The 21,733-nt window shown below is 43.2% G+C and carries 23 protein-coding genes; 9 read left to right on the plus strand and 14 right to left on the minus strand.

Annotated features, from left to right (window positions below):
• Nucleotides 1-9 precede the first annotated feature (9 nt).
• Complete coding sequence (locus EQU50_RS05760) at nucleotides 10-510, plus strand: hypothetical protein (protein ID WP_130154185.1); 501 nt, start codon at nucleotides 10-12, stop codon at nucleotides 508-510.
• Nucleotides 511-961: 451 nt separating this feature from the next.
• The gene (locus tag EQU50_RS05765; RefSeq protein WP_130154186.1) at nucleotides 962-1,969 is read left to right on the plus strand and encodes a hypothetical protein; all 1,008 of its coding nucleotides are present in this window, start codon (nucleotides 962-964) and stop codon (nucleotides 1,967-1,969) included.
• Nucleotides 1,970-1,971: 2 nt separating this feature from the next.
• Here the strand turns inward: EQU50_RS05765 and rlmB are convergent, their stop codons facing one another.
• Entirely contained in the window at nucleotides 1,972-2,679 is a 708-nt protein-coding gene (rlmB, locus tag EQU50_RS05770) for a 23S rRNA (guanosine(2251)-2'-O)-methyltransferase RlmB (RefSeq protein WP_130154187.1), read from the minus strand.
• A 107-nt stretch (nucleotides 2,680-2,786) separates the two neighbouring features.
• Here rlmB and EQU50_RS05775 point away from each other — a divergent pair, with 107 nt between their 5' ends.
• The gene (locus EQU50_RS05775) at nucleotides 2,787-3,530 is read left to right on the plus strand and encodes a tRNA1(Val) (adenine(37)-N6)-methyltransferase (protein ID WP_165380356.1); all 744 of its coding nucleotides are present in this window, start codon (nucleotides 2,787-2,789) and stop codon (nucleotides 3,528-3,530) included.
• A 4-nt stretch (nucleotides 3,531-3,534) separates the two neighbouring features.
• On the opposite strand, the gene EQU50_RS05780 is transcribed toward EQU50_RS05775, so the two are convergent.
• The 8 genes from EQU50_RS05780 to EQU50_RS05815 form a co-directional block, all read right to left on the minus strand.
• Nucleotides 3,535-4,338 carry a helix-turn-helix transcriptional regulator gene (locus tag EQU50_RS05780; RefSeq protein WP_130154189.1) on the minus strand — a complete coding sequence of 268 codons (804 nt, stop codon included), beginning with the start codon at nucleotides 4,336-4,338 and terminating at the stop codon, nucleotides 3,535-3,537.
• A 160-nt stretch (nucleotides 4,339-4,498) separates the two neighbouring features.
• The gene (locus tag EQU50_RS05785; RefSeq protein WP_165380357.1) at nucleotides 4,499-5,062 is read right to left on the minus strand and encodes a LuxR C-terminal-related transcriptional regulator; all 564 of its coding nucleotides are present in this window, start codon (nucleotides 5,060-5,062) and stop codon (nucleotides 4,499-4,501) included.
• 166 nt (nucleotides 5,063-5,228) lie between these two features.
• Nucleotides 5,229-6,377, minus strand: a complete 1,149-nt coding sequence (locus EQU50_RS05790) for an ISAs1 family transposase (RefSeq protein ID WP_130153184.1) — start codon at nucleotides 6,375-6,377, stop codon at nucleotides 5,229-5,231.
• Nucleotides 6,378-6,479: 102 nt separating this feature from the next.
• Nucleotides 6,480-6,809, minus strand: a complete 330-nt coding sequence (locus EQU50_RS05795) for a hypothetical protein (RefSeq protein WP_130154191.1) — start codon at nucleotides 6,807-6,809, stop codon at nucleotides 6,480-6,482.
• A 16-nt stretch (nucleotides 6,810-6,825) separates the two neighbouring features.
• Nucleotides 6,826-7,662: a helix-turn-helix transcriptional regulator gene (locus tag EQU50_RS05800; RefSeq protein WP_130154192.1), complete on the minus strand. Its 837-nt coding sequence runs from the start codon at nucleotides 7,660-7,662 to the stop codon at nucleotides 6,826-6,828.
• Between the two features lie 135 nt (nucleotides 7,663-7,797).
• Nucleotides 7,798-8,643: a helix-turn-helix domain-containing protein gene (locus EQU50_RS05805; protein WP_130154193.1), complete on the minus strand. Its 846-nt coding sequence runs from the start codon at nucleotides 8,641-8,643 to the stop codon at nucleotides 7,798-7,800.
• Nucleotides 8,644-8,659: 16 nt separating this feature from the next.
• The gene (locus tag EQU50_RS05810) at nucleotides 8,660-9,493 is read right to left on the minus strand and encodes a helix-turn-helix transcriptional regulator (RefSeq protein ID WP_130154194.1); all 834 of its coding nucleotides are present in this window, start codon (nucleotides 9,491-9,493) and stop codon (nucleotides 8,660-8,662) included.
• Between the two features lie 136 nt (nucleotides 9,494-9,629).
• Entirely contained in the window at nucleotides 9,630-10,403 is a 774-nt protein-coding gene (locus tag EQU50_RS05815; protein ID WP_130154195.1) for a class I SAM-dependent methyltransferase, read from the minus strand.
• A 91-nt stretch (nucleotides 10,404-10,494) separates the two neighbouring features.
• Here EQU50_RS05815 and EQU50_RS05820 point away from each other — a divergent pair, with 91 nt between their 5' ends.
• Both EQU50_RS05820 and mreC read left to right on the plus strand, forming a co-directional pair.
• On the plus strand, nucleotides 10,495-11,535 hold the full coding sequence (locus EQU50_RS05820; protein WP_130154196.1) for a rod shape-determining protein: 1,041 nt from the start codon (nucleotides 10,495-10,497) through the stop codon (nucleotides 11,533-11,535).
• A gap of 14 nt (nucleotides 11,536-11,549) precedes the next feature.
• Nucleotides 11,550-12,452 carry a rod shape-determining protein MreC gene (gene mreC, locus EQU50_RS05825; protein WP_130154197.1) on the plus strand — a complete coding sequence of 301 codons (903 nt, stop codon included), beginning with the start codon at nucleotides 11,550-11,552 and terminating at the stop codon, nucleotides 12,450-12,452.
• A gap of 11 nt (nucleotides 12,453-12,463) precedes the next feature.
• On the opposite strand, the gene murB is transcribed toward mreC, so the two are convergent.
• From murB to murD, 5 genes are read right to left on the minus strand one after another with little or no spacing between them, the layout of a single operon-like run.
• Nucleotides 12,464-13,363 (minus strand): UDP-N-acetylmuramate dehydrogenase, encoded by a 900-nt coding sequence (gene murB, locus EQU50_RS05830; RefSeq protein ID WP_130154198.1) that lies wholly within the window; start codon nucleotides 13,361-13,363, stop codon nucleotides 12,464-12,466.
• Nucleotides 13,360-14,841, minus strand: a complete 1,482-nt coding sequence (murC, locus tag EQU50_RS05835) for a UDP-N-acetylmuramate--L-alanine ligase (RefSeq protein ID WP_130154199.1) — start codon at nucleotides 14,839-14,841, stop codon at nucleotides 13,360-13,362. The genes murB and murC overlap by 4 nt, the downstream gene beginning before the upstream one ends.
• Nucleotides 14,842-14,871: 30 nt before the next feature.
• Nucleotides 14,872-15,972 carry an undecaprenyldiphospho-muramoylpentapeptide beta-N-acetylglucosaminyltransferase gene (murG, locus tag EQU50_RS05840; protein WP_130154200.1) on the minus strand — a complete coding sequence of 367 codons (1,101 nt, stop codon included), beginning with the start codon at nucleotides 15,970-15,972 and terminating at the stop codon, nucleotides 14,872-14,874.
• A complete protein-coding gene (ftsW, locus tag EQU50_RS05845; protein WP_130154201.1) occupies nucleotides 15,969-17,111 on the minus strand; it encodes a putative lipid II flippase FtsW in 1,143 nt (380 codons plus the stop codon). Before ftsW ends, murG begins: the two co-directional genes overlap by 4 nt.
• A complete protein-coding gene (gene murD, locus EQU50_RS05850; RefSeq protein ID WP_130154202.1) occupies nucleotides 17,108-18,418 on the minus strand; it encodes a UDP-N-acetylmuramoyl-L-alanine--D-glutamate ligase in 1,311 nt (436 codons plus the stop codon). The genes ftsW and murD overlap by 4 nt, the downstream gene beginning before the upstream one ends.
• Before the next feature lie 193 nt (nucleotides 18,419-18,611).
• Here murD and EQU50_RS05855 point away from each other — a divergent pair, with 193 nt between their 5' ends.
• From EQU50_RS05855 to EQU50_RS05870, 4 genes are all read left to right on the plus strand, one after another.
• The gene (locus EQU50_RS05855; RefSeq protein WP_130154221.1) at nucleotides 18,612-18,860 is read left to right on the plus strand and encodes a type II toxin-antitoxin system Phd/YefM family antitoxin; all 249 of its coding nucleotides are present in this window, start codon (nucleotides 18,612-18,614) and stop codon (nucleotides 18,858-18,860) included.
• Nucleotides 18,860-19,123: a Txe/YoeB family addiction module toxin gene (locus tag EQU50_RS05860; protein ID WP_130154203.1), complete on the plus strand. Its 264-nt coding sequence runs from the start codon at nucleotides 18,860-18,862 to the stop codon at nucleotides 19,121-19,123. Before EQU50_RS05855 ends, EQU50_RS05860 begins: the two co-directional genes overlap by 1 nt.
• 125 nt (nucleotides 19,124-19,248) lie before the next feature.
• Nucleotides 19,249-20,028, plus strand: a complete 780-nt coding sequence (locus tag EQU50_RS05865) for an outer membrane protein assembly factor BamD (protein WP_130154222.1) — start codon at nucleotides 19,249-19,251, stop codon at nucleotides 20,026-20,028.
• Nucleotides 20,029-20,315: 287 nt separating this feature from the next.
• Nucleotides 20,316-21,710: a hypothetical protein gene (locus tag EQU50_RS05870; RefSeq protein WP_130154204.1), complete on the plus strand. Its 1,395-nt coding sequence runs from the start codon at nucleotides 20,316-20,318 to the stop codon at nucleotides 21,708-21,710.
• Nucleotides 21,711-21,733: the final 23 nt, after the last annotated feature.

Below are 21,733 nucleotides of genomic sequence, written 5' to 3' on the forward strand. Positions count from 1 at the left end.
CTTCGGTTGATGAAGTTTAGCGCCCTCTTTCTTATTCTTCTGTTCACCTTAACGGGGTGTGGGTTTCGGCCGTTATATAAACAGCCGTCATCGAACACTTCGACCCCTTTTTTATTAGAGGTAAGGGGGAATAATGACGAAGCCTACGGGACGTATAAATTCAAACAAGAATTGCAGCCTCTTATTAGCCACATCAACAACCCGGCTATCTATAAAATCGTTATAACATTGAATGAAAGTTTTGGTGATATTGGTTATGCATCAGATGCGTCACCTTTAAGATCGCAGGGGCGAATTGTCGCAATGGTGGAAATTTACGATGCCAATCGCCAGCTTATTTACCAAAATAGATTGGATTCCGTCAGTTCCTATACAACTGACATATCAGAAGAATTTTCTAACCTAAATGCCAAAATGGCGACGCGTGAACGGTTGATGATCAGCCTGGCCCAAGATGTTGCTCGTTCTATTCAAGTGGCGGTCAATGGAGATTTAACAAAGGAAAGCTAAGCCGATGATAAGTTTAGAGGGTGTATTTTGGACTATATAATTTCCTCTCTCTTTTGTATTACTTAAGTATTTCATTAAAATTAATTACAAAATAATTAAAAATTAGAAAAAATCAAATTACTTTCAAACTCGATTTAAATATGTTTAAATTGTAATAATAGTTTGATTATTTTAAGAGTAATTTGTGGCGTATCTAAGCGTTTTTGTAATCGTTCTTTCCATTTTTTCCCATTCACAGACTTCCTGTGCCTCCACTTTGGTATGTGATCCGGATGTAGGAACTGTAGAATTAGCAACAGTTCTTTCACCATTTCGGGCTGCCCATCTTCAAAACATTCCAACTCAACATACCCAAAATCACTTGATATGTTTACAAAGCCCCACCAAGGGACGTCCTTACTCTCTATATTACAGAGAGTTATTTTTAAGCACCAAGGATCCAAAGTATGCCTTGGCTTATCTTTCTTTGTGCCAGGAAAGATATACTAATCATTATAGGGGAGGAGGAAGGCCTTATGTTGACGATGGTGACGTTCTGACCTTAATTGACATTATGAAAAGCTGTTCAGCTGAAATTAACAGGCAAGCTTGTGATCTTATCAAGACAATAATAAACACTGGCCCTGCTAAACCTGAAAGAAAGCTCAAGCTTTCTGAAGGGTTAATATTGTATGCATCAGATAAAACTGACATGCCCGAACAGCTTAATAGGTTAAGAATTTACAAGCAGCAGCTTGACCTATTAACCAATTACGAGTTAGAAAAAGTTCAGAATCTCAGTGAGGTTCTTAAATATCTAGTCGCAATAATGAACGTTAAATCTGCTGAAATTAATAAAGATGCCTGTGAGTTGGCCAGAGAATTCATTTTTAGTAGCAACCTTGGTCACGGGGAAATAATTCATCTTTATGAAGATATCATAAGTTGTTCCATCGATGAAACCGTAAGATACGATCGACTTGACGAGTTGCGATTTTATTACGTTGATCTTTTAATGGACGCGCAACATGTCTTCACTAAAGGTGACCTTGAATTATTAACCCGAATGGCCAAGAATCGAGACAAAAATCCTTATTGCTCTTCTTTTCAAGCCTTGCTGGCCTACGTACCCACCAGAAACCAACGCTATTTGATTCATATGCGGGATATTATGCGTAAGAGTATTAGAGAAATTATAAAAAGCGGCCGTTGTCTAGAAAATTTCCAATACATACTAGGTCTGGATTATAAGGCCAGGGAATATGATTATGTGGAATTTTATATCAATCATTCTTTGAAATATGTAAGAAATAACCGATATATAAACCCTGAGAGATTGGAATACTTGCCAACCCTTTTTCAAGGCTCACCAGAATGTAGTGCCAAAAGAGAGTTGCTTATTTTGAGTGATTTCCTAAAAAAATGGTATTCCGTGAAAGTTGGGGCAGAAGTATTTACCGTCCCTGAGCTAGAATATTAACCTCAGCCTTGCTGACTTTTAAACGTCTCGTAAAGGGCAATGGCGGCGGCATTTGACACATTCAGGGTGGAGAAGTCGCTGGCTGATGGCAGACAAACCTGGAAATCACAAAGGCTTTGGGTGCGTTGGCGCATGCCATCCCCCTCGCTGCCCAAGATAAGGGCGATTTTCCCTTTCAGATCGATTTGGGTCAGGGTCTGTTGCCCCTTTTCTGAAAAGCCCACGCACCAAAAATTCATTTGCTTCAATTCTTCGATGCCTTGGGCCAGGTTTTTAACCAAACATAAAGGAACCCTTTCCAAAGCCCCACAGGCTGCCTTAGCCAAAGCCCCTGATTCCTTGGGGGCGTGACGCTCCGTCAAAATAACCGCCTTGGCTCCAAAAACCGCAGCAGACCGTAAAACTGCCCCCACATTATGCGGATCGCTGACTTGATCAAGGACAATAACCTGCTGATTGGGCGTTGTATCCGATTCCAAAAAGCTTAGGTCAAGCGTTTCCAATGGCTGCACCTTTAACGCAATCCCCTGATGCACAGCCCCTGGCTGCAGCATATTGTCCATGCGGCGACGGTCAACCATCTCAACTTTAGACATTTTTAACGGTGGCAGACGTTCTGTGGTTTTTTGATCGGTCAGATAAATCTTTTCAATAACCCGATGGGGGTTTAAAAGAGCCGCATGACACGCATGATAACCATATAAATACATAAACGTTTCCCAACCTAATCCCGAAAAATGATTTGAATTGGGTATATCCTACAGCGATCTTTTCTTTGTATAAATAAGTTTCAACAAAAACAATAGGTATGAATTTTATGGAGACAGACTCTTACACAGAAGATCGCCTGTTAGGGGAAAGAATCCTTCTACGTCAACCCAAAACCGGTTACCGTGTGGCCATCGACCCTATATTTTTGGCAGCTGCCATTCAACCGCAACCTGGCGAAACAGTTTTAGATATTGGTTCTGGAGTTGGGGCAGCCTCGTTATGCCTTGCCATGCGCTGCCCCCAGGTTAGGGTTGTCGGTATAGAGCTTCACCGGGAATCCGTCCGTTATGCAGCCGAAAACAGTCAGCTGAATCAGCTAAGAGACCGGGTTGAAGTTTTACAAGGTGATCTTTTAAGACCGCCGCCGCGCCTAGCTGCCGGCACCTTTTCCCATGTTATGACAAATCCGCCCCATTTAAATTCTAACAGTAACAACATTTCCCCTTATGAATCCAAGGCCCTTTCCAACCTTGAGGGGGAAGCTGATTTTGCCCAATGGGCCCGTTTTTGCCTGTTGATGGTTCGTCCTAAGGGAACTGTGACATTTATTTATAGAGCTGATCGATTGGATCAAGCCCTTGGTTTCCTGATTGGTAAGTTGGGCAATATAACTCTGTACCCCCTTTGGCCCGGCCAAAATAAACCAGCTAAACGCATTTTGATTAGAGGCACGAAAAACACCGGCGGCTTAATGAAATTGCAACCAGGTATTGTTTTACACAACAGCAATGGCCAGTACACAGCCGACGCCGATCAAATCTTAAGGCATGCCAAAGGCATAGAATGGTAGGTTCTTACGTAGACGCTAAATTTGAGAAAAGTTCCACCAATTCATTCGTGCTGTTACACTTTGATTTCATCTTTGCGCTGTAGATATGGTTTTCAACGGTACGGGGAGAAATTAGCATATTTTTAGCCGCACCCTTGAAAGTTTGCCCTTTTGATAACTGCTGCAATATAGCTGCCTCTTGGCCGGTAAGCCGCAGAGTAATTTTTCGATTATTTTTGAAATCATGTCCAACAAAATTCACAACAGAAGATTGTGGTGATTTGAGAGTCGATGGAGAAGAGAGCATGATGGGGTCTTTTATTGCCATTTCAATAAGGTCTTCAGCGGCTGTTCTGAAATATTGAATGAAATTTTGAAAGACAGACAAGTTCTGGATACAAAAGTTTAAAAAAACACCCATCTCATACGAAGAACTGCCAAATGCACTGATCTCAATATAGTTCTTAAATCGTTGGTAAAAACCAACCCTATTACCTATGTTACATAGGCTGGCAAGTTCCATTTGCTTTCTATAGAACGGTGCGTTAGCCAAGCCATCAGCTACACCAAATTGAGGTGTCAAAAAACCCATTAAACGGGGCGTAATGGCCTTTCTCGTTGTCATCCTCTTAAGGTCCTCGGTTCTTACATAGAGATCTTCACCATACAAAGCCTTTATATAAGTTCTGCCATTATCATCGGCGTCGCTATTAACAAGGTTGATTGTCTTGCCATCATCATAATAACGACGATAAGAAAAATGATTAAAATCCAGCTGATCAAACATGTATTGGCAAATGGCCTGAACAGCGTCCTGTACACTTAGCATGATGGAGTAATCTGGTATGAATATTTTCACATGAAATTTTAAAAACTTGTAAACTTACTTAATAACTTTATAGCAGGTATAGGCATAAGATAGCCAATAGATTCGTGACGCAATTGCGTAGTAAATAATTAATTTTTCTTCTTAATCAGAGAGACTGCACCTACCTGGGCGCTAAGGTTGGGAAGATTTTCAACAGCCCGTAAATACTTTGACACTCTGATTTTTTTATCATCTCGCCAATATGACTTTTCACGATGTAGGAAGAAAGCTGCAAATTCTTTGCCACTTCTTCAACAGTTTTCCCAGAAGCCAAAAGCTCTAAGGAATTGGCTTCTTGTTCCGTTAACTGCAGGGTGATTTTCCTCTTTTCCTTAAAATTGTAGCCAACAAAATTCAACAGGTTGGTTTCTAGTATTTTATAGCTTGAGCAGGGGTCAAGTAGGATAGGGTCTTCGTTTGCAGCTTCAATAAGACTTTTTGCCTGGCTCCTGAAATATTTAACAAAATTTTGAAGGACGGATAGGTTCTGGATACAAAAATTGCAAAAAGCAGCCGTATCATGAAAGGAACTTCCGAATATGCTGATTTCACAATAGTCCTTAAAACGTTGGTAAAAAACCACTCTATTCTCCATATTACAGGACAGGGCAATTTCCATTTGCTTTCGGTAAGTTGGATGTTTCATCAAAGTATCAGTTGCGCTAAATAGGCATGGCGATTGCACTGACATCTCCTCAGCCTAGTTTTTAAAATTACGGTTTCTGCTATTTCCCAAACTTTTGTAGATTGATTTGATTTTGTAGGTTTTGAGAGATCTACTTCCTGTTTTTTTTATTTTTAGACACTATCCTCCCCTTTAAAAGACTTACCGTTTATATCAGTCAATCCGCTCAAACGCGCTTTAAATTGTGGTCAGCGGTTAGAATTTTCAATAAGTATTTGTTGTCCCAGCCTGCTACCTTCCGTCGACAGCTCACCCCTCGTTTATTCGTTTTTTCTTGCTTGAGTAGATTCAAAGCAATACGTCTCATGACAGCCAAATTCTTGGCCGCGTGGCCAACATGCACCTGGTTATGGTCTTCCCTAAAACCTACATCCAAAGACCAGTGCAGGTTAATTTCTATGTTCCAGTGTTTTCTGACAGCAACCATAAACTGATCAATATTTTCATAGGCTAAACTTGTTAGAAAGTAGCGGGTACTACGCTCAACCTGATTATTAGTTGTGCGTGTTGTTTCAAGCATGCCAACACCCTTTAACCCAGGCCAACGAAGTTGAAATACTGCCGGATCGCGTGCTGATACTAATGTATAGCGACGTGTTTCTATGCGACCATGATCATGGATCTTCTCTACTTTCCGTCGATTAAGCATCTTCTTGTACTGACGTGATTCTCCTATATGGAAAATTGCCTTGACCATTTCATGAAGCTTCGGTTGATTATCTTTTAGAGCTAATACGTAGTCTGCACCTTGAATTAAGATCTCTTCAGCAATTGACTGCTGACAACCCATGGCGTCAATGGTGACTGTACTACCAGTAACATCAATCATCTTGAGTAATTTTGGAATGGCTGTAATTTCATTGGATTTTTCATCCGTTTTAACTTGCCCTAAAAGAAGACTTTGATTGCTTGCCCAGGCACTTACAATGTGTAGGGCTTTTTTCTCTTTTCTTCTGTTGCCAGAACCCCGTAGCGTTTTTCCATCAATAGCAATAATCTCAGAATTAACATCGATAGAGAGTGACTTGATCCATGCATAAAAGCAGGATTCAAATTGCTCTGGGTCAAGTATGGAAAACACACGGCCAAAAGTATCATGAGATGGCACACCATTAGGCAGCTCGAGAAATGTTGATAACCAATCGTATTTGGCTTTGCCAAATTCACTAATATCAACCCAGTTATCAGCGCCACAAATTGTGGCCAATATTGTTATTACCAAGATATCGTGCAATTTGTGAAGCTTGTTGTGGTTATCAATACGAGGATCGGCAAGAGGTTCAAAATGTTTGAGGAAAGTATCTGATAACTGCATCCCTGTTTCCTTTTTCTTTATTGAGAAAAAAGAATAATAACAACGGATAGAACAGCAGAAAAGCCGAATAAAAAATTAGGAAATAATTTTTAGAATACTAAACTAATTTTCAGTGCAATCGCCATGGCTAAATAGGGGCGTTACGAAACCAAAAAAGTAGAGAGTGTTGCCTGGATATGATCTCGCCAACTCTTGAATGTGGTCAAGTGTTGCGTAAGCCCCTTCACCATACAAAGCCTTTAAAAAAGATTTCCCACAGCCATTCGCAGGGTTATTGATAAAGTGAACTGTTCTTCCATCATCATAATGACGACGATAAGAAAAGTGATCAAAGTCCAACCCGTCAAACATATTCTGGCAAATAGCCTGGACAGCGTCCTGGGCAGAGAAGGAAAAGAAATCGTCGGTTATATGGATCTTTTTTATGTTCATCTGATTTAGCTATAAATTATCGACGCGTTAAGGTTGAGAAAAGTTCCAATAATTCATCCGTACTTTTACACTTTGATTTCATCTTTGCACTGTAAATATGGTTTTCAACTGTAGGGGGAGAAATCAGCAAATTCTTGGCTGCTTCTTTAAAAGTCTTTCCTGTGCCCAACTGTTTTAAAGACGCGGCTTCTTGGCCAGTCAAGCTTAAGTTGATTTTCTTGTTGTTTTTAAAATCATAACCAACATATTGCATTCGATCAAAGCGTTGATTCGGGGATTGGTAAGTTGAAAGGGGCGCAATCAGAACGGGATTCTTTTTCGCAGCTTCAATAAGATTGTGTCCTTCGTCTCTAAAATATTTAATGAAGCTTTGCAAAATAACCATGTTCTGAACACAAAAGTTGCAAAAATTACTATTATGAAAATTGCTGCCAAAACCGGCTAGTTCGACATGATCGCTATGGCGTTCAACAAAATAGATTCTATTTCCAATTTGGAAAGATTGGGTAAGCTCTAAGGCCTTTCTATGCTTTAGTGTGGTAGGCAATTGATCTAGCAGGGAATACTCAGCTGTCCTGAAACCAAATAACTTTTTTTGACTATGATATAGTTTTCTTAAGGCATCTAAATCGTCGGGTTGCAAATAAATTCCTTCCGCGAAATACCTTTGAAGAAAGCTTTTTCTAAGGCCATCGCCCTGATCATTTATAAGAATAAGAGACCTTCCGTCATCATAATAATGATGGTAGTCAAAATAATCAAAATTCAGCTCATCAAACATGTACTGACAAATAGCCTGAACAGCGTTCTGTGCGCTTAGCATAATGGATTTATCTGGCAGAAGTATTTTCACGTATTCCTCAAAGGGCTTCAGGAGCTTTACCCTATCAAGGTTCGTAACAACCCTATAGTCGGTATTGTCTATAGTTGTGTGACGAAATTGTGTTAGAAATGATTAATTTTTTTCTTAATGTCAGAGAAGCTATACCTACCTACGTGCTAAGGTTGGGAAGATTTTCAACAACTCGTAAATAGTTTGAAAATCTGATCTTTTCGTCGCTTCATGAAAATGGTTTTTAACGGCATGAAGAGAAATCCGTAAATCACTTGCTATCCCTCCAACAGTTTTCCCAGAAGCCAGCAGCTCTAAGGAATTGGCTTCTTGTTCCGTAAACTGCAAGGTGATTTTCCTCTTTTCCTTAAAATTGTAGCCTGTAAAATTCAAAAGGTTCGTTTTTGGTATTTTATAGGTTAGGCTGGGGGCAAGCAGAATAGGGTCTTCCTTTGCAGCTTCAATAAGACTTTTTGCTTGCCTTCTGAAATATTTAACAAAATTTTGAAGGACGGATAGGTTCTGGATACAAAAGTTGCAAAAAGTACCTGTCTCATGAAAAGAACTTCCGAATATAATCATATCTGTAAAGTCCTGAGAGTTCTGAAAAAAGGCAGTTTTATTCTTCCCTATATTAAAGATATGGGCAATTTCTATTTGTTTTTGATAAATTAGTTGATTAGTCAAGCCGTCAGTTAGGCTGAATTTCGGCGTCACGAAACCAAATAAATGGGAAGAGCTGTCAAAGGAGGTTATCACCTGTTCAATCTCATCAACTGAGAAATAAACCCCCTCACCATATAAAGCCTTTAGAAAGGATCCACCATTACCATCTTTACCGGAGTTCATAAGGTGGATCGTCGTACCATCAAAATATTGACGCCGATAACCGAAATAATCAAAATTCAATTCATCAAACATATTCTGGCAAATAGCCTGGACAGCGTCCTGGACAGACAAAGCAAAGAAATCGGCAGGTATATGGATTTTTTTTCTGTTCATTTTATTTGGCTATAAATTATCTAGGCGTTAACGTTGAGAAAACCTCTAGCAATTCATTCGTGCTGTTACACTTTGATTTCATCTTTGCACTGTAGATATGATTTTCAACGGTACGGGGAGAAATTAGCAAATTTTTAGCAGCGCCCTTGAAAGTTTGCCCTTTTGATAGCTGCTGCAATGTAGCTGCCTCTTGCCCGGTAAGCCGCAGAGTAATTTTTTTCTTTTTTTTGAAATCATATCCAACAAAATCCGCAGGGGTAGACTTTTGTGATTCCAAAGTCAGCCCAGGGGCAAGAATAATGGGGTCTTTTTTTATTATTTCGATAAGGCCTTCTGCTTCCGTTCTGAAATACTTAATGAAATTTTGAAAGACAACCAAGTGCTGGATGCAAAAATTTAAAAAAACACCTATTTCATACGAAGAACTTCCAAATGAATTGATCTCAATATAGTCGTTAAAACGTTGGTAAAAACCAACCCTATAACCTATGTTGCATAGGTCGGCCAGTTCTATTTGTTTTCTGTAAATTGGCTCGTTAGCTAAGCCATCAGCCACACTAAATTGAGGCGTTAAAAAACCCATTAAACGTGGACTGTCTGTTCTTGTCTTTGCCGCCTCTTCAACATCCGGGGCTCTCGCATAAAGCCCTTCACCATATAAAGCCTTTAAATAAGTTCTGCCGTGATCATTCGCGTCGCTATTGACAAGGTGGATTGTGGCGCCGTCGTTATAGTGTCGTCGATAAGAGAAATGATTAAAATTCAGCTGATCAAACATATACTGACAGATCCCCTGGACAGCGTCCTGTACACTTAGCATGATGGAGTTATCTGGCAAATGTATTTTCATCTATCCCTCAAAGGCCTTCAGAAACCCCACCCTATCGGGGTACACGCAAAATATATAGTTACTATAATGTTTATAGTAATGCCATGAAATTGCGCGGAAGATAATTATTATTTCTTACTTCGATGAAGAAAAAATTCTAGAGGGGATTATCCGAGTTATGACAATACTCTTTTAAAGTTACCTGAGCATGCTGACCTGCCAATGGAGATGGAAAGGCTAATTTTAGTTTTTTGGCAAAAGCCATTTTACCACGGGGCGCATAAATCTGCTTTGTGGCCTCGATGTAAATAAGACCACTGAATTTTTGCAAACAATGACGTCCAACGTATTCCCATAATGGGATGGTCATGGAAAAAAACCCAGAACAAGATGGAGGTCGATATAGGCTGCGTCTGAAGGTAACGGGCGTTAATAAGTGATTCCTTAAAAGTTTTGATAGCTGAGTCATGGTATAGGGGCGCCCAAATCCAAATGGATTGTTATCGGCACAAGCCCATAAACCACGTCGGTTCGGCGCCACAAATAGGATTCGCCCCTCTGGTTTTAAAACGCGCCAGGCGTCTTGTAAAAAATCGTCAACACTGTGACAATTTTCTAAGCCATGGACACATAGAATGCGGTCGATGGTTTGATCGGCTAGAGGAAGAAGGTTTTCATCTACCAAGGCAGACAAGGTTGGCCTAAAGGGTGGCCATTTTAAAACTCCTTGCTGCGCTGGCATAAAAAAGTAGACATCATTAAGGTCGCTATTCTCAGCCTCTAAAAAAGGCGGGGCATAGCCAAATCCCAAAACGACTTGATTTTTATAATTTGGCCATATTGTTGAGATTGTCTTCTTAATATCTTTTTGCACCACAGTCCCCAAAGACGATGCATAGAAGTCGCGTAAGTCAATTACATCTGTGGTCATTATGATTTTCCTATTACATGCTTGATCATTTTATCAGGGGTTTGTAGATTGGGCCAGCAAACCCACTATATTTTATGAATCGCGAGCCTTTATGCTATCACGTTTTTTGGGATTTATGTCAGCCGACATGGCCATCGACTTGGGAACCGCCAATACTCTGGTTTATGTCAAGGGAAGAGGAATCGTTCTAAATGAACCTTCTGTGGTCGCGATTGCAACCATCAAAGGCAAACGCCAAGTTTTGGCCGTGGGTGAAGAGGCCAAGCTGATGGTGGGGCGTACACCGGGGAACATTCAGGCGATCCGCCCTTTACGTGATGGTGTTATCGCTGATTTTGAAGTGGCAGAGGAGATGATCAAGCATTTCATTCGCAAAGTTCACAACAGACGCGGTTTTGCAGCCCCCCAGATTATTGTTTGCGTCCCCTCAGGCTCGACCGCTGTTGAACGTCGCGCGATTCAGGAATCAGCCGAAAGCGCTGGCGGTCGTCGTGTGTTTTTAATTGAGGAGCCCATGGCAGCTGCCATTGGTGCCGGTATGCCCGTCACAGAGCCCACAGGATCGATGGTGGTTGATATTGGGGGTGGCACAACCGAGGTCGCTGTCGTGTCATTAGGGGGCATTGTGTATGCCTGTTCAGTTCGGGTTGGCGGGGACAAAATGGATGATGCCATCATTAACTACATCCGTCGCACCCACAGTCTGTTGATTGGTGAAGCCACAGCTGAAAGAATTAAAAAAGAAATTGCTTCTGCCATCGTTACACCTGAAAGCGAGAGCATTACGATGTTGATTAAAGGCCGAAGTCTTATCAACGGGGTGCCCAAAGAAATAGAAATTAACCAGCGTCAAGTTGCAGAATCTTTAACTGAAGTGGTAACGGCCATAACCGAAGGGGTGAAAACAGCCCTAGAGAATACAGCGCCAGAACTATCAGCCGACATCGTTGACCGCGGCATCGTCATGACGGGGGGTGCTTCGCAATTAACAAATCTGGATCGCGTTTTGGCCGATGCCACCGGTGTTCCTGTGTTTATCGCTGAAAATCCGTTAACGTGCGTTGTGTTAGGAACGGGAAAAACTTTGGAAGAAATGAAAACCTTGAAGAACGTGTTAATCAGTATGTATTAAGACTGTCATAAAAAATGCTCCTCTCCTTTCTTGGTTTAAAAGCAAGCGGTCTTCGGCGAAGTCAGGCTTTCTTTATCTTTTTGGGAAAGTTTTTCAGGCATTCCTTCAAGAATTTGCATCGTTTCATGATCGGCTTTGTGCTTTTGGTCGTGTTTGTTGTGCTTTTGTTCAACAGACAAAATGCTTACCTACAAAATTGCCAACGATGGCTTTCTGACTTGACGGTCACAAGTTTGTATTACGTGCAGGCTCCCTTTACATCCATCAAAAATTATTGGCATACGCACACAAGTTTGCAGCACCAGATTCAGACTTTAACCCTGGAAAACCAACAGTTACGAATGCTTCAGCATCAGGCTTTAAGCTATCAAAGGGAAAATGAGGCTTTGCGGAAATTGGTGAATGCTTTACCCGCCTACAAACAAGAGTTTATAACCACACGCGTTCTCGGTATGCCCACAGATGCTTTCTCAACGTTGGCAATTGAAGTGGACTCGGGCAGTCACTTGGTCAAGAATCAGGTGGTTATAGCGGCCGAGGGGGTGGTTGGTCGTCTTTACCAAATTGGCACGACAACAGCGCGCGTTTTATTAATAACAGACAGTCGTTCCAAAATTCCCGCCCGCATAGCCACAACAGGCGAGCATGTAATTTTAAGCGGGCAAAACAATTCGGATCTGAAAGTCTTGCATACAGCCGCCTCGGCAACACCGAACACTCAACCAAAAGTGGGGGATCTATTAGTGACGTCTGGGTTTGGAGGGGTTTATCCGCCCGGCTTACCAGTGGCGCGCATTTCATCCGTGAGTGAATCGCCCGTTAATGGGGAATCCTTTACCGCCCGCGTTCTAGCGGATGCCCACAATCTTGATTATGTAAGTGTTTTAAAGGCAGTCATCCCGGAGGAGGGCAAATAAGATATTTCTTGTTAACCCAGCCGGATGATTTCCCATTCCAACATAATGCCGGTTTGATCATAAACACGCTTTTGAACGGTGTTCCCCAATTGTTCTAAATCAGCCGCACTGGCCGCATCCAAGTTCAGCAGAAAATTACAATGTTTCTCTGAAACTTGGGCGTCCCCAATCTTAAGACCTCGACAACCGGCTTGATCAATCAATTGCCAGGCTTTTAATCCATCAGGGGGATTTTTAAAGGTGCTGCCACCTGTTCGACCCCGAATGGGTTGGCTTTTTTCACGTTCTGACAAAAAGGCATCCAGTGTTAATTGAATATCAGGCGATGGCTTGGGATCACACAAAAAGGCGGCCTTTGTGACGATCACACCTTCTGGCAGATGACCTTCGCGATAGGTCATGTTTAATGCGTGGGCGGCGATGCGCTCCACCTTACCCTGAGGGGTAACCCATTCGACCCATTGCAGGCGGTCCTTGACCTCGTGACCATAGGCACCGGCGTTCATGGCAATGGCCCCTCCGATTGTGCCGGGAATCCCCACCAAAAACTCTAACCCCGACAGGGCCCATTGACAGGTGGTCAAGGCCACGGTTCGATCCAGACAGCCCGCCCCTAAGATAACCAGATTCCCTTGTTGTTCAATGGTCGCAAAGGTCCGACCCAATCGAATGACGCAACCTGGCAGACCTGCATCTGCGACCAGAACATTAGACCCTGCCCCCAAAGGATAACAGGACAGATTGGATGGTTTTTGACTTAAAAACTGACACAAATCCTCAAGGTCAGCTGGCTTAAAAATAACCTCCGCTGGCCCACCAACCCGAAACCACGTGGATTGCGACAACGGAACGTCAAATTCGTATCGACCCCGCACAGCGGGAAGACTGGGTAAAGAAGACAGTTTTATCAAACAACTTGTTCCTGCTTTAAAACAGGGCCGTTCAAATTAGCCAACTGCGCCGGTAACGCCGCAGCCCATTGGGTGATGTTACCCGCCCCCAAACACAAAACCATATCCCCCGGCGCCACCACCATTTGCAAAAGACGGGCTAATTCGTCCGGATTATAAAACAGCGTGGTAGAGACATTATTCTTCTTGAGGGCTTCGGCCAAATGTTCCGAGGTTGCCCCTGGAATAGGGTCCTCATTGGCGGTATAAACCGGGGCCAGCATAACGTGATGGGCCCCATCAAAACACTGGCTAAACTCTTCAAACAAATGATGCAAACGGCTATACCGATGCGGTTGCATTACCACCCAAATTCGCCCCTGATCTGATTTCGTAGCTTGTTTGGCAGCCTCAATCACTGTTTTAATTTCAACAGGGTGATGGGCATAGTCATCAATAACGGTCACGCCATTAACGGTACCTGTGTGGGTGAATCGTCTTTTAACGCCTTTAAAGGTGTCAAACGCCTGACGAATAACCCCCTCATCAAGGCCCAGTTCATCAGCAATGGCAATAACCGACAAGATATTTTGAACATTGTGACGGCCAACCATGGGCAAAAACAGGTCTTTTATTTTGCGAGGCAGGGGCGTTACTGTCTTATCTGTTGTTTGTAAAGCAGCCTGCAGGGGCAAGGGTCGTGCCATTTCCACATCAAAGGTGGTCCCCTTGGCGGTTTGGCGCAAGTTTACAGCCCGCACCATGGCGGTTTCAGCAAAGCCATATGTCACAAAGCGACGATCATTTATACGGGGTAATAAGGCCATAACGGCAGGATGGTCTGCACATAAAATTGCCAGACCATAAAAAGGAATGTTTGATATGAATTTCAAAAAGGCTTGGTTTAAAACATCAACCGTTCCATAAAACTCCATATGCTCTGGGTCAATATTGGTCACAACACCAATTGTAGCGGGCAATTTGGTAAAACTGCCATCAGACTCATCCGCCTCAACAACAGCCCATTCCCCAGTTCCCAGACGCGCATTCGTGTTATAGGCATTAATAATCCCCCCATTAATGACCGTAGGGTCGATGCCCGCAGCATCCAGCAAAGCAGCTGCCATGGATGTAGTTGTTGTTTTTCCGTGGGTACCAGAAATGGCTATTGATTTTTTCAAACGCATCAACTCAGCCAGCATCTCAGCCCGTTGAATAACGGGAATGCCAATTTTACGCGCCGCTAAAACCTCGGGGTTGTCCGCCCGCACCGCAGAGGACACAACCACAACTTGTGCCCCTTCGATATTTTGAGGCCGGTGGCCAATAACCACGTCAATCCCAATCGACTGCAAACGGTGGATATTATAGTTATCGGCAATGTCACTGCCCTTAACCCGATAGCCCAAATTGTGCAAGACTTCGGCAATGCCGCTCATCCCAATGCCACCGATTCCAATAAAATGAAGATGTTGTACTTTAAAGGCAGGTATATGCATAAACGGCGTCAAGATAATGTAAAGTTAATATCAGGTTAACAAATCCCCGATCACATCTGCAACAGTATTTGCAAGTTTTTCCGAGGCATCTGGTTTGCTAAAGGCCTGCATCGCCTGTGAGGCGGCTGTGAGAATGTCTGGATTCAACATAAGTTTTTCCAAAAGGCTGCTCAACACTTCGGGAGTAAACTCACTTTCTTTAATAACCCAGGCAGCATTGGCTTTTACCATTGGCGCCGCGTTATAAGATTGGTCAGACTCCAACGAGGCAGCGTAGGGCACTAAAATTGCAGGTCTTCGAACCACAGCCAGTTCAGCAATTGTCGATGCCCCTGCACGGCAAATCACTAAATGAGCTTGGCGGTATTGAGTGGCGATATCTTCAATAAACGTGGTTAATTCCACATCCAAAAAAGATTGACGGTAAATGACTTTTGTTTGTGGCAAAAACTCTGGACGACACTGTTGCACAACCTTTAATCTTTTTTGCAACTCCAAGGGCAAACTAACCAGGGCGTCGGGGACAATTTCTGAAAAGATCTTGGCGCCTTGGCTTCCTCCAATAACCAGAATGTTAAAACGATCAGTCGATGCTGGGGCATGATAGGGTTCATCTTTCAAGGCCAGGATTTCTGGACGTATGGGATTTCCTGTTAGGGTGGTATTTACAGGGGCCCATTCAACATTTTCAAACGATGTGGCGACCCGATACGCCCGTTTGGCCACCAAACGGTTTGCTTTTCCCAAAAGGGCGTTTTGTTCGTGAATAACAGTCGGGATTCCCCGTAATTGTGCGGCCAAAAGGGGGGCTACCGAGGGATATCCACCGAATCCAACGACAATTGTCGGGTTTATTTTACGATATAAGAAATAACAATAAAAAAAATGAAATAAAATTGATAAGTACAACATCAAACGGCCAATTACGGGGGCAGTACGATGGATAGTTCGTGGGTAAATTTTATCAAAATCTTTCGCATGATTGAAATTTTGGCTGCGCTCGTCGGTAATAAGATAAACCTGTCGGCCATGGTTTTTTAATTTCCGACACAAACTAAGGGCAGGAAACAAATGCCCCCCTGTGCCGCCGCTGACCAATACATAAAGGGGTTTGTAGGAAAAACGCTTCATAAAATCTCCATCGACCCATGACGCCGTCGTGTTAAAGCCAATAATATACCCATACTAATGCCCAGTGCCAATAAAGACGAACCGCCATAACTGATAAAAGGCATCGTCATCCCTTTGGTTGGAATTAAATGCAAGGCAGAAGCCATGTTAACAAATGCCTGAAGACCAAATTGAATGGCAATCCCTGCTGTCGCCATAAGAATGAAAAGGCTTGAGTCTTGCATCACCCGTGACAAAGATCGAACAGCGATAAATGCAAACAGGCAGACCAGTATTAAACACAAGATAAGGCCAAATTCTTCACCAGCTACGGCAAAGACAAAGTCAGCATGGGCATCGGGAACGTTTTTCTTGATGATCCCCTCCCCTGGCCCTTTACCAAAAAAGCCCCCATTTTGAAAAGCCTCAAGGGATTTGTGAACTTGATAAAGGTCATGCCGGGGGTCGCCTGAATTAGGGTCAAGGAATTGGTCAATTCTGCGCGTCACGTGGGGCAAGAAAAAATAAGCCCCCCCAAGCCCGACAACACCAGCGCCCCCCAATAGCCCCATCCATAACAACGGGATGCCAGCAATAAACAATTGGCTGATCCACGTGGTCAAAATAATAAGGGTCATTCCTAAGTCTGGTTGCAAAAGCAAAAGTGAAATCACTAGTCCTAATAACAGTATAGACATCAGAACCCCTGGGAATTGAGGGTCGCGGTATTTTTCTGCCAACATCCAAGCCACAAGGACAGTGAAGGCGGGTTTGATAAATTCAGAGGCTTGAAGGGAAATGCCACCGACCATTAACCACCGGCGGGCCCCTTTGATTTCGGCACCGCTTAAAAGGGTTAAAATTAACAACATGATCCCTAACAAATAAACAAAAACTGCCAAACGGCGGATTTGTTTTGGCGTGAGCAAAGAAATACCAATCATCGCCAAAATGGCCGGAATAACCATGATAATATGGCGCTTCACGAAGAAAAAGGTACCCAGGTTTAAGCGTTCAGCCACTGGGGGGCTTGCTGCAAAGCTAAGCAATACGCCCAAACCGATCATCACCAAAAGAGCGCCCAGGGTCCAACGATCCACCGTCCACCACCAGCTGCCCAAAACACTGTTGTTACGTCTGGAAAAAGTTGTGGGGCTCATGTATAGGACTCTAACATTTTAGCAACCAAATGGCGGAATGTATCACCACGGTGTTCAAAGCTTTGAAACTGATCAAAGCTTGCGCACGCGGGCGATAAAAGAACGATGGCAGGTTCATCAGGTGCTTCTTTGCTGATTATATCAATAGCATCTGTTAAGGCTTTATCAAGATTTCCTGATAAAGTACAGGGGGTATGATCATATAACGTTGCCGCAAAATCCGACTGTGCCTCACCAATCAGGAAAGCATGACGAATCGTGGGGAAGAAATCTTTCAAAGAATGGATGCCTCCGCTTTTCGCTTTGCCCCCCGCAATCCAATAAACAGCCTGGTCTGCATACCGGTTGAAGGCATGGACTGCGGCATCGGCATTGGTGGCTTTGCTATCATTCACAAAGGTTATATTTTTGAAATGTCCAACAATTTCTTGGCGGTGGGCAAGGCCGGCAAATGTTTTGAAAGCCTCTGCAATTTGATCGACAGATATGTTGAAAAGCTTACAAACGGCATAGGCCGTGGCTGCATTTTGATAATTGTGCAATCCCTGCAAGGTTTCAAAGGGACGAAGGTCGAAGACCGGTTTATAATTGTCGTAAAGAACGCCTTGATCAACGTGTATATCTGATTTTTGAACACAAGAAACGCCAACGACATCCATCCCTTTCTCTTTAAGGCGTTTGTAAACCTCTAAAGAATAGGTATCATCAATGTTCACAACGGCATGGCGGGCACTTAAAAAGATTTTCTCTTTTGCCGCAACGTAAGCCTCAATCGTTCCATGGCGATCTAAATGATCGGGCGTGATGTTAAGCCAGGCAGCAACTTCCAGGGTTAAGGGAGTCGAGACCTCCAGCTGGAACGATGATAACTCCAATACATAAGTCCCGTTTTCGTCCAATGATGGTAACGATAAGGCAGGCACCCCTATATTCCCGCCCACGGCGCACGCACGTTGACTGTGGTTTAGAACATGACCAATTAAGGCTGTTGTTGTTGATTTTCCATTAGTCCCTGTAATGCCAACAAATTGAGCCTTAGGGTTGGCTTGCTGCAACAAATTAATATCTGTCAGGATGGGGATGTTCTTGGCCATCCCCAACGCGGTCAGGGGGTGAGGAGAAGGATAAGAAAAAGGGACGCCGGGGCTTTGAATAACAGCAGTGATCTGGTCCCAGGGAATGTTGTTTGGGTCCAAAGAACAGGGCCCATGATCATCAAAGGTTAGAACCTTCGCATCCTGCCTGCTTAACCATTCAGCAGCGGCCTGGCCCGATTTCCCCATGCCAAGAATAAGATATGTTTTCATGAAAGTCCCGTATTCTCCTGGTGTCTGTCACCTAAGTTGGGACTTTAGCTGAATTTTTATAGGATTGAAAGCTTATGAGAAAACATCATAGCGTCTCAATTTATAAATGTTATTTTACCTTTACGTACATTAAAGCGTACGCTACAATGGGATACTGTTAAAAAAACAAAAGGGTTAAGAAATGACACCTTTAATTACCCCAGTAACCATTACCCAAGCCAGAGCCGATCTTTACAAAATCGTTGACCAGGTTTGTCAAAATCATACGCCGACGATTATTAAAGGCAAAAGAAACAACGCCGTTATTGTCAGCGAAGAGGATTGGAAGTCGATACAAGAAACCCTTTATTTACTTTCGGTTCCGGGAATGTATGAATCGATTGTTGAAGGTCAAAATGAACCTTTGGAAGAAATGCTTACCGAATCTGATTTAGGTTGGTAATGACCTTTCAATTGTATTTCGCAAAGGAAGCTGTCAAGGATGCCAAAAAAATAAAACAGGCAGGGTTAGCTGAAAAAGCAAAAAACCTTTTAGACATTATGAGAGAGAATCCCTATCAGAATAACCCACCTTATGAAAAATTAGTGGGCCGGCTAAAAGGGACCTATTCGCGCAGAATTAATATTCAGCACCGCCTTGTCTATCAGGTTGATGAAGAAGAAAGGGTCATTAGGGTCTTAAGGATGTGGAGTCATTACGAATAAATTTAAAAAGATTATTCAAAACAAGGTCGCCGATCAGAGGCGCCAATTTATTTGTTCAAAAAGCCGCCCCTGTGCTACTAATGGAACATAGTCTATAAAAATCAGGGTCTTTTGCGTTGGCTCAATTGTTCTGTCTTAAAAATATAACCTGTTTCCTCCTCTTGCTTTTTGCCCTGACCGGGTGCGGAGATAAAGAAGAACTGTACACCGACAGAAAAGTCGAAGACCTTTATAACATCGCGATGGATCATTTCGAGGCAAAAAGCTATACAAAGGCAGCGCGTTCCTTTGCCGAAGTTGAACGCCAGCACCCTTATTCGAATTGGGCGTTAAAAGCACAGCTGATGTCGGCCTATTGTTATTACGAGGCTAAAAAGTACGACGAATCGGTCGAAGCCTTCAATTTGTTTATCCAGTTGCACCCTGGGCATCCAGAGGTTGCGTATGCCTATTACATGTTGGGTCTTTGTCACTATGAACAGATTCCCATTATTGAACGCGATCAAAAACCGGCTGAGGATTCGCTGAAGGCTTTTCAAGAAGTTATCAACCGCTTTCCCGCCAGCGTTTATGCCAAGGATGCGAAATTCAAAATCGACCTGATTCATGATCACCTGGCAGGTAAAGAAATCAGCGTTGGCCGTTATTATCAAAGCCAAGGGGCCCACCTGGCCGCGATTAACCGGTTCAAAGAAGTGGTTGCCCGTTACCAAACGACGTCTCATGTTCCTGAGGCTCTGCACAGATTGGTTGAATGTTACCTGTCTTTGGGTCTAAAGGCCGAGGCGCAGGCAGTGGCCGCAGTTTTGGGGCATAATTTCCCCAACAGTGATTGGTATAAAGACAGCTACGCTTTGGTGAAACAGCACACAGCACCTGTGGTGGCCCCAAGTCCGGCGAAGTAGTATTCACATGCTTCTTCCCCTTTTCTTGTTCTTTTAAAACATCGGATGTCATTCCCGCGCAAGCGGGAATCCAGAAAACAATACAACTGGACCCCCGCCTGCGCGGGGGTGACAATAGGGGGCTACGTGGGCGTGGATAATGTTCTGAACCGTCATGGCGAGCGCAGCGTGGCCATCCATGTATTCTATAAAAAAAATTCAATACAATCTGTATATTAACTTTACATTAGGATTTTTCATTGTATATTGGGGGTAGTTTTTAATTTATAAAAAGGCTTTTTTTGATCATGAAAAAATATCTTCTTTATATAATGGTCCTTCTTGTGGGGACTGTGGGTGGTGTTTATGCAGGCCCCTACGATAAACCTGATAATATGTCGTGTATGGACCACCTTGAAGGACTTGAAAGAAAAAGGTTTGAGCTATTAAAGGAGTTAACTGATAAGCTTAAGGATCAATCATCAGCCAGCGCCTTCGCATCTTCAGGTGCCTCGGCATATGACCCACATTCAGCCAGTGCTGCCGCTGCTCCATGTTCAGCCAGTGCTGCCGCTGCCGCTGCTCCATATGATGATGGGGATGAATTGTCCAAGATTACCCTGGAGATTTCCCAAACTATTGGTGGCAAGTATGGCCTTTCTGACAGGGAAGCTACGCCTGCGGAAAGAGAGAAAATCTTAAAATCCATATACAGAACGCGTCAATTGAAAATTGATAACCCTCAATGGCGTGATATTTACATAAGTTATAGGTACTCACTCCCAGGTCTTTCTAACTCCTCCTCATTGATGGAAATTGCTGCTCATCTAAAAATAGGACTGGAAACCCTTAAAAGTCACCTGGTAGCTGTAGATTTTGCAGACTGCGCATGTTTTTCACTTGCGGGGCGTCCATCAGTAACCATTTCTAGTTTAGGCGTTGAAGCTTTGGTAGATAACATGATGTCTCTTCAGCAAATTTCTTATTATGATAAAGCTGGTATTTTAAAACGTTTGGCTGTTCTGCCTGACCCACAGAAAAAGACCCTTATTGAAGAACTGGAAAAGATTGCGAAGGCTGAAGGCAAGATCGAGCCTGTTCTCGCAAAAATTAGAGATGCTGAGAATAGACACACGTTTAATTATTTTTTGACAATGCGCAATTATGGGCTCTCTTCCGGTTGGCACCACTCAAGTTCCAGCTCCTATAACCCTCGACAAATTTCTCTTCAGATTCGTGCCCGTTTAAAAATTGGAAATGCCGAACAGTACTGGAACCTCATATCCGCCCTTGAAGGCGATTCAGAGGATGAGGTTTTGAAGTTTATGGATGTAATAGTAGACAGTTCTAATCCTGAACCTGACCTCCTTGTTGCGTGTTTGCGTGTGAATAGAGATAAACACTTATCGAAGTCTAATAGCTGGACATCAGACGTTTGTCAAAAGATCATAAGACATCCTGATGTAGATTCTGGGGCATTAATATATGTTGCGGATATTCTGGAAGAATTAGGAGTGAACCCTAATTTAGAATTAGACGCTTGGGAAAGGTTTTTGCAATTTGATGGATCTTCTAGTATGTCCTTAAATAAGGCGGCGAGTGCGTTTGATAGATTGAATCGGACTGACTTGGCACAAAAGGCTAGGGATGAGATGGACAAGCGATTGGCTGCGGATCGTGCCCACGACGAATCCAATGACTGATGCTTTGTCATGGCGAGCCCCCG

It is taken from the genome of Candidatus Finniella inopinata (genome assembly GCF_004210305.1).
GTDB classification, from domain to species: Bacteria; Pseudomonadota; Alphaproteobacteria; order Paracaedibacterales; family CAIULA01; genus Finniella; species Finniella inopinata_A.

Bases quoted from the DNA above. Each gene is read 5' to 3' on its own strand.
- EQU50_RS05760 (WP_130154185.1), top strand. From the start codon at position 10: ATGAAGTTTAGCGCCCTCTTTCTTATTCTTCTGTTCACCTTAACGGGG.
- ftsW (WP_130154201.1), bottom strand. From the start codon at position 17,111: ATGAGCCCCACAACTTTTTCCAGACGTAACAACAGTGTTTTGGGCAGC.
- EQU50_RS05775 (WP_165380356.1), top strand. From the start codon at position 2,787: ATGGAGACAGACTCTTACACAGAAGATCGCCTGTTAGGGGAAAGAATC.
- EQU50_RS05805 (WP_130154193.1), bottom strand. From the start codon at position 8,643: ATGAACAGAAAAAAAATCCATATACCTGCCGATTTCTTTGCTTTGTCT.
- EQU50_RS05820 (WP_130154196.1), top strand. From the start codon at position 10,495: ATGCTATCACGTTTTTTGGGATTTATGTCAGCCGACATGGCCATCGAC.
- EQU50_RS05810 (WP_130154194.1), bottom strand. From the start codon at position 9,493: ATGAAAATACATTTGCCAGATAACTCCATCATGCTAAGTGTACAGGAC.
- murG (WP_130154200.1), bottom strand. From the start codon at position 15,972: ATGAAGCGTTTTTCCTACAAACCCCTTTATGTATTGGTCAGCGGCGGC.
- EQU50_RS05815 (WP_130154195.1), bottom strand. From the start codon at position 10,403: ATGACCACAGATGTAATTGACTTACGCGACTTCTATGCATCGTCTTTG.
- EQU50_RS05870 (WP_130154204.1), top strand. From the start codon at position 20,316: ATGAAAAAATATCTTCTTTATATAATGGTCCTTCTTGTGGGGACTGTG.
- murC (WP_130154199.1), bottom strand. From the start codon at position 14,841: ATGCATATACCTGCCTTTAAAGTACAACATCTTCATTTTATTGGAATC.
- murD (WP_130154202.1), bottom strand. From the start codon at position 18,418: ATGAAAACATATCTTATTCTTGGCATGGGGAAATCGGGCCAGGCCGCT.
- mreC (WP_130154197.1), top strand. From the start codon at position 11,550: ATGCTCCTCTCCTTTCTTGGTTTAAAAGCAAGCGGTCTTCGGCGAAGT.
- EQU50_RS05795 (WP_130154191.1), bottom strand. From the start codon at position 6,809: ATGAACATAAAAAAGATCCATATAACCGACGATTTCTTTTCCTTCTCT.
- rlmB (WP_130154187.1), bottom strand. From the start codon at position 2,679: ATGTATTTATATGGTTATCATGCGTGTCATGCGGCTCTTTTAAACCCC.
- EQU50_RS05790 (WP_130153184.1), bottom strand. From the start codon at position 6,377: ATGCAGTTATCAGATACTTTCCTCAAACATTTTGAACCTCTTGCCGAT.
- EQU50_RS05780 (WP_130154189.1), bottom strand. From the start codon at position 4,338: ATGCTAAGTGTACAGGACGCTGTTCAGGCCATTTGCCAATACATGTTT.
- EQU50_RS05860 (WP_130154203.1), top strand. From the start codon at position 18,860: ATGACCTTTCAATTGTATTTCGCAAAGGAAGCTGTCAAGGATGCCAAA.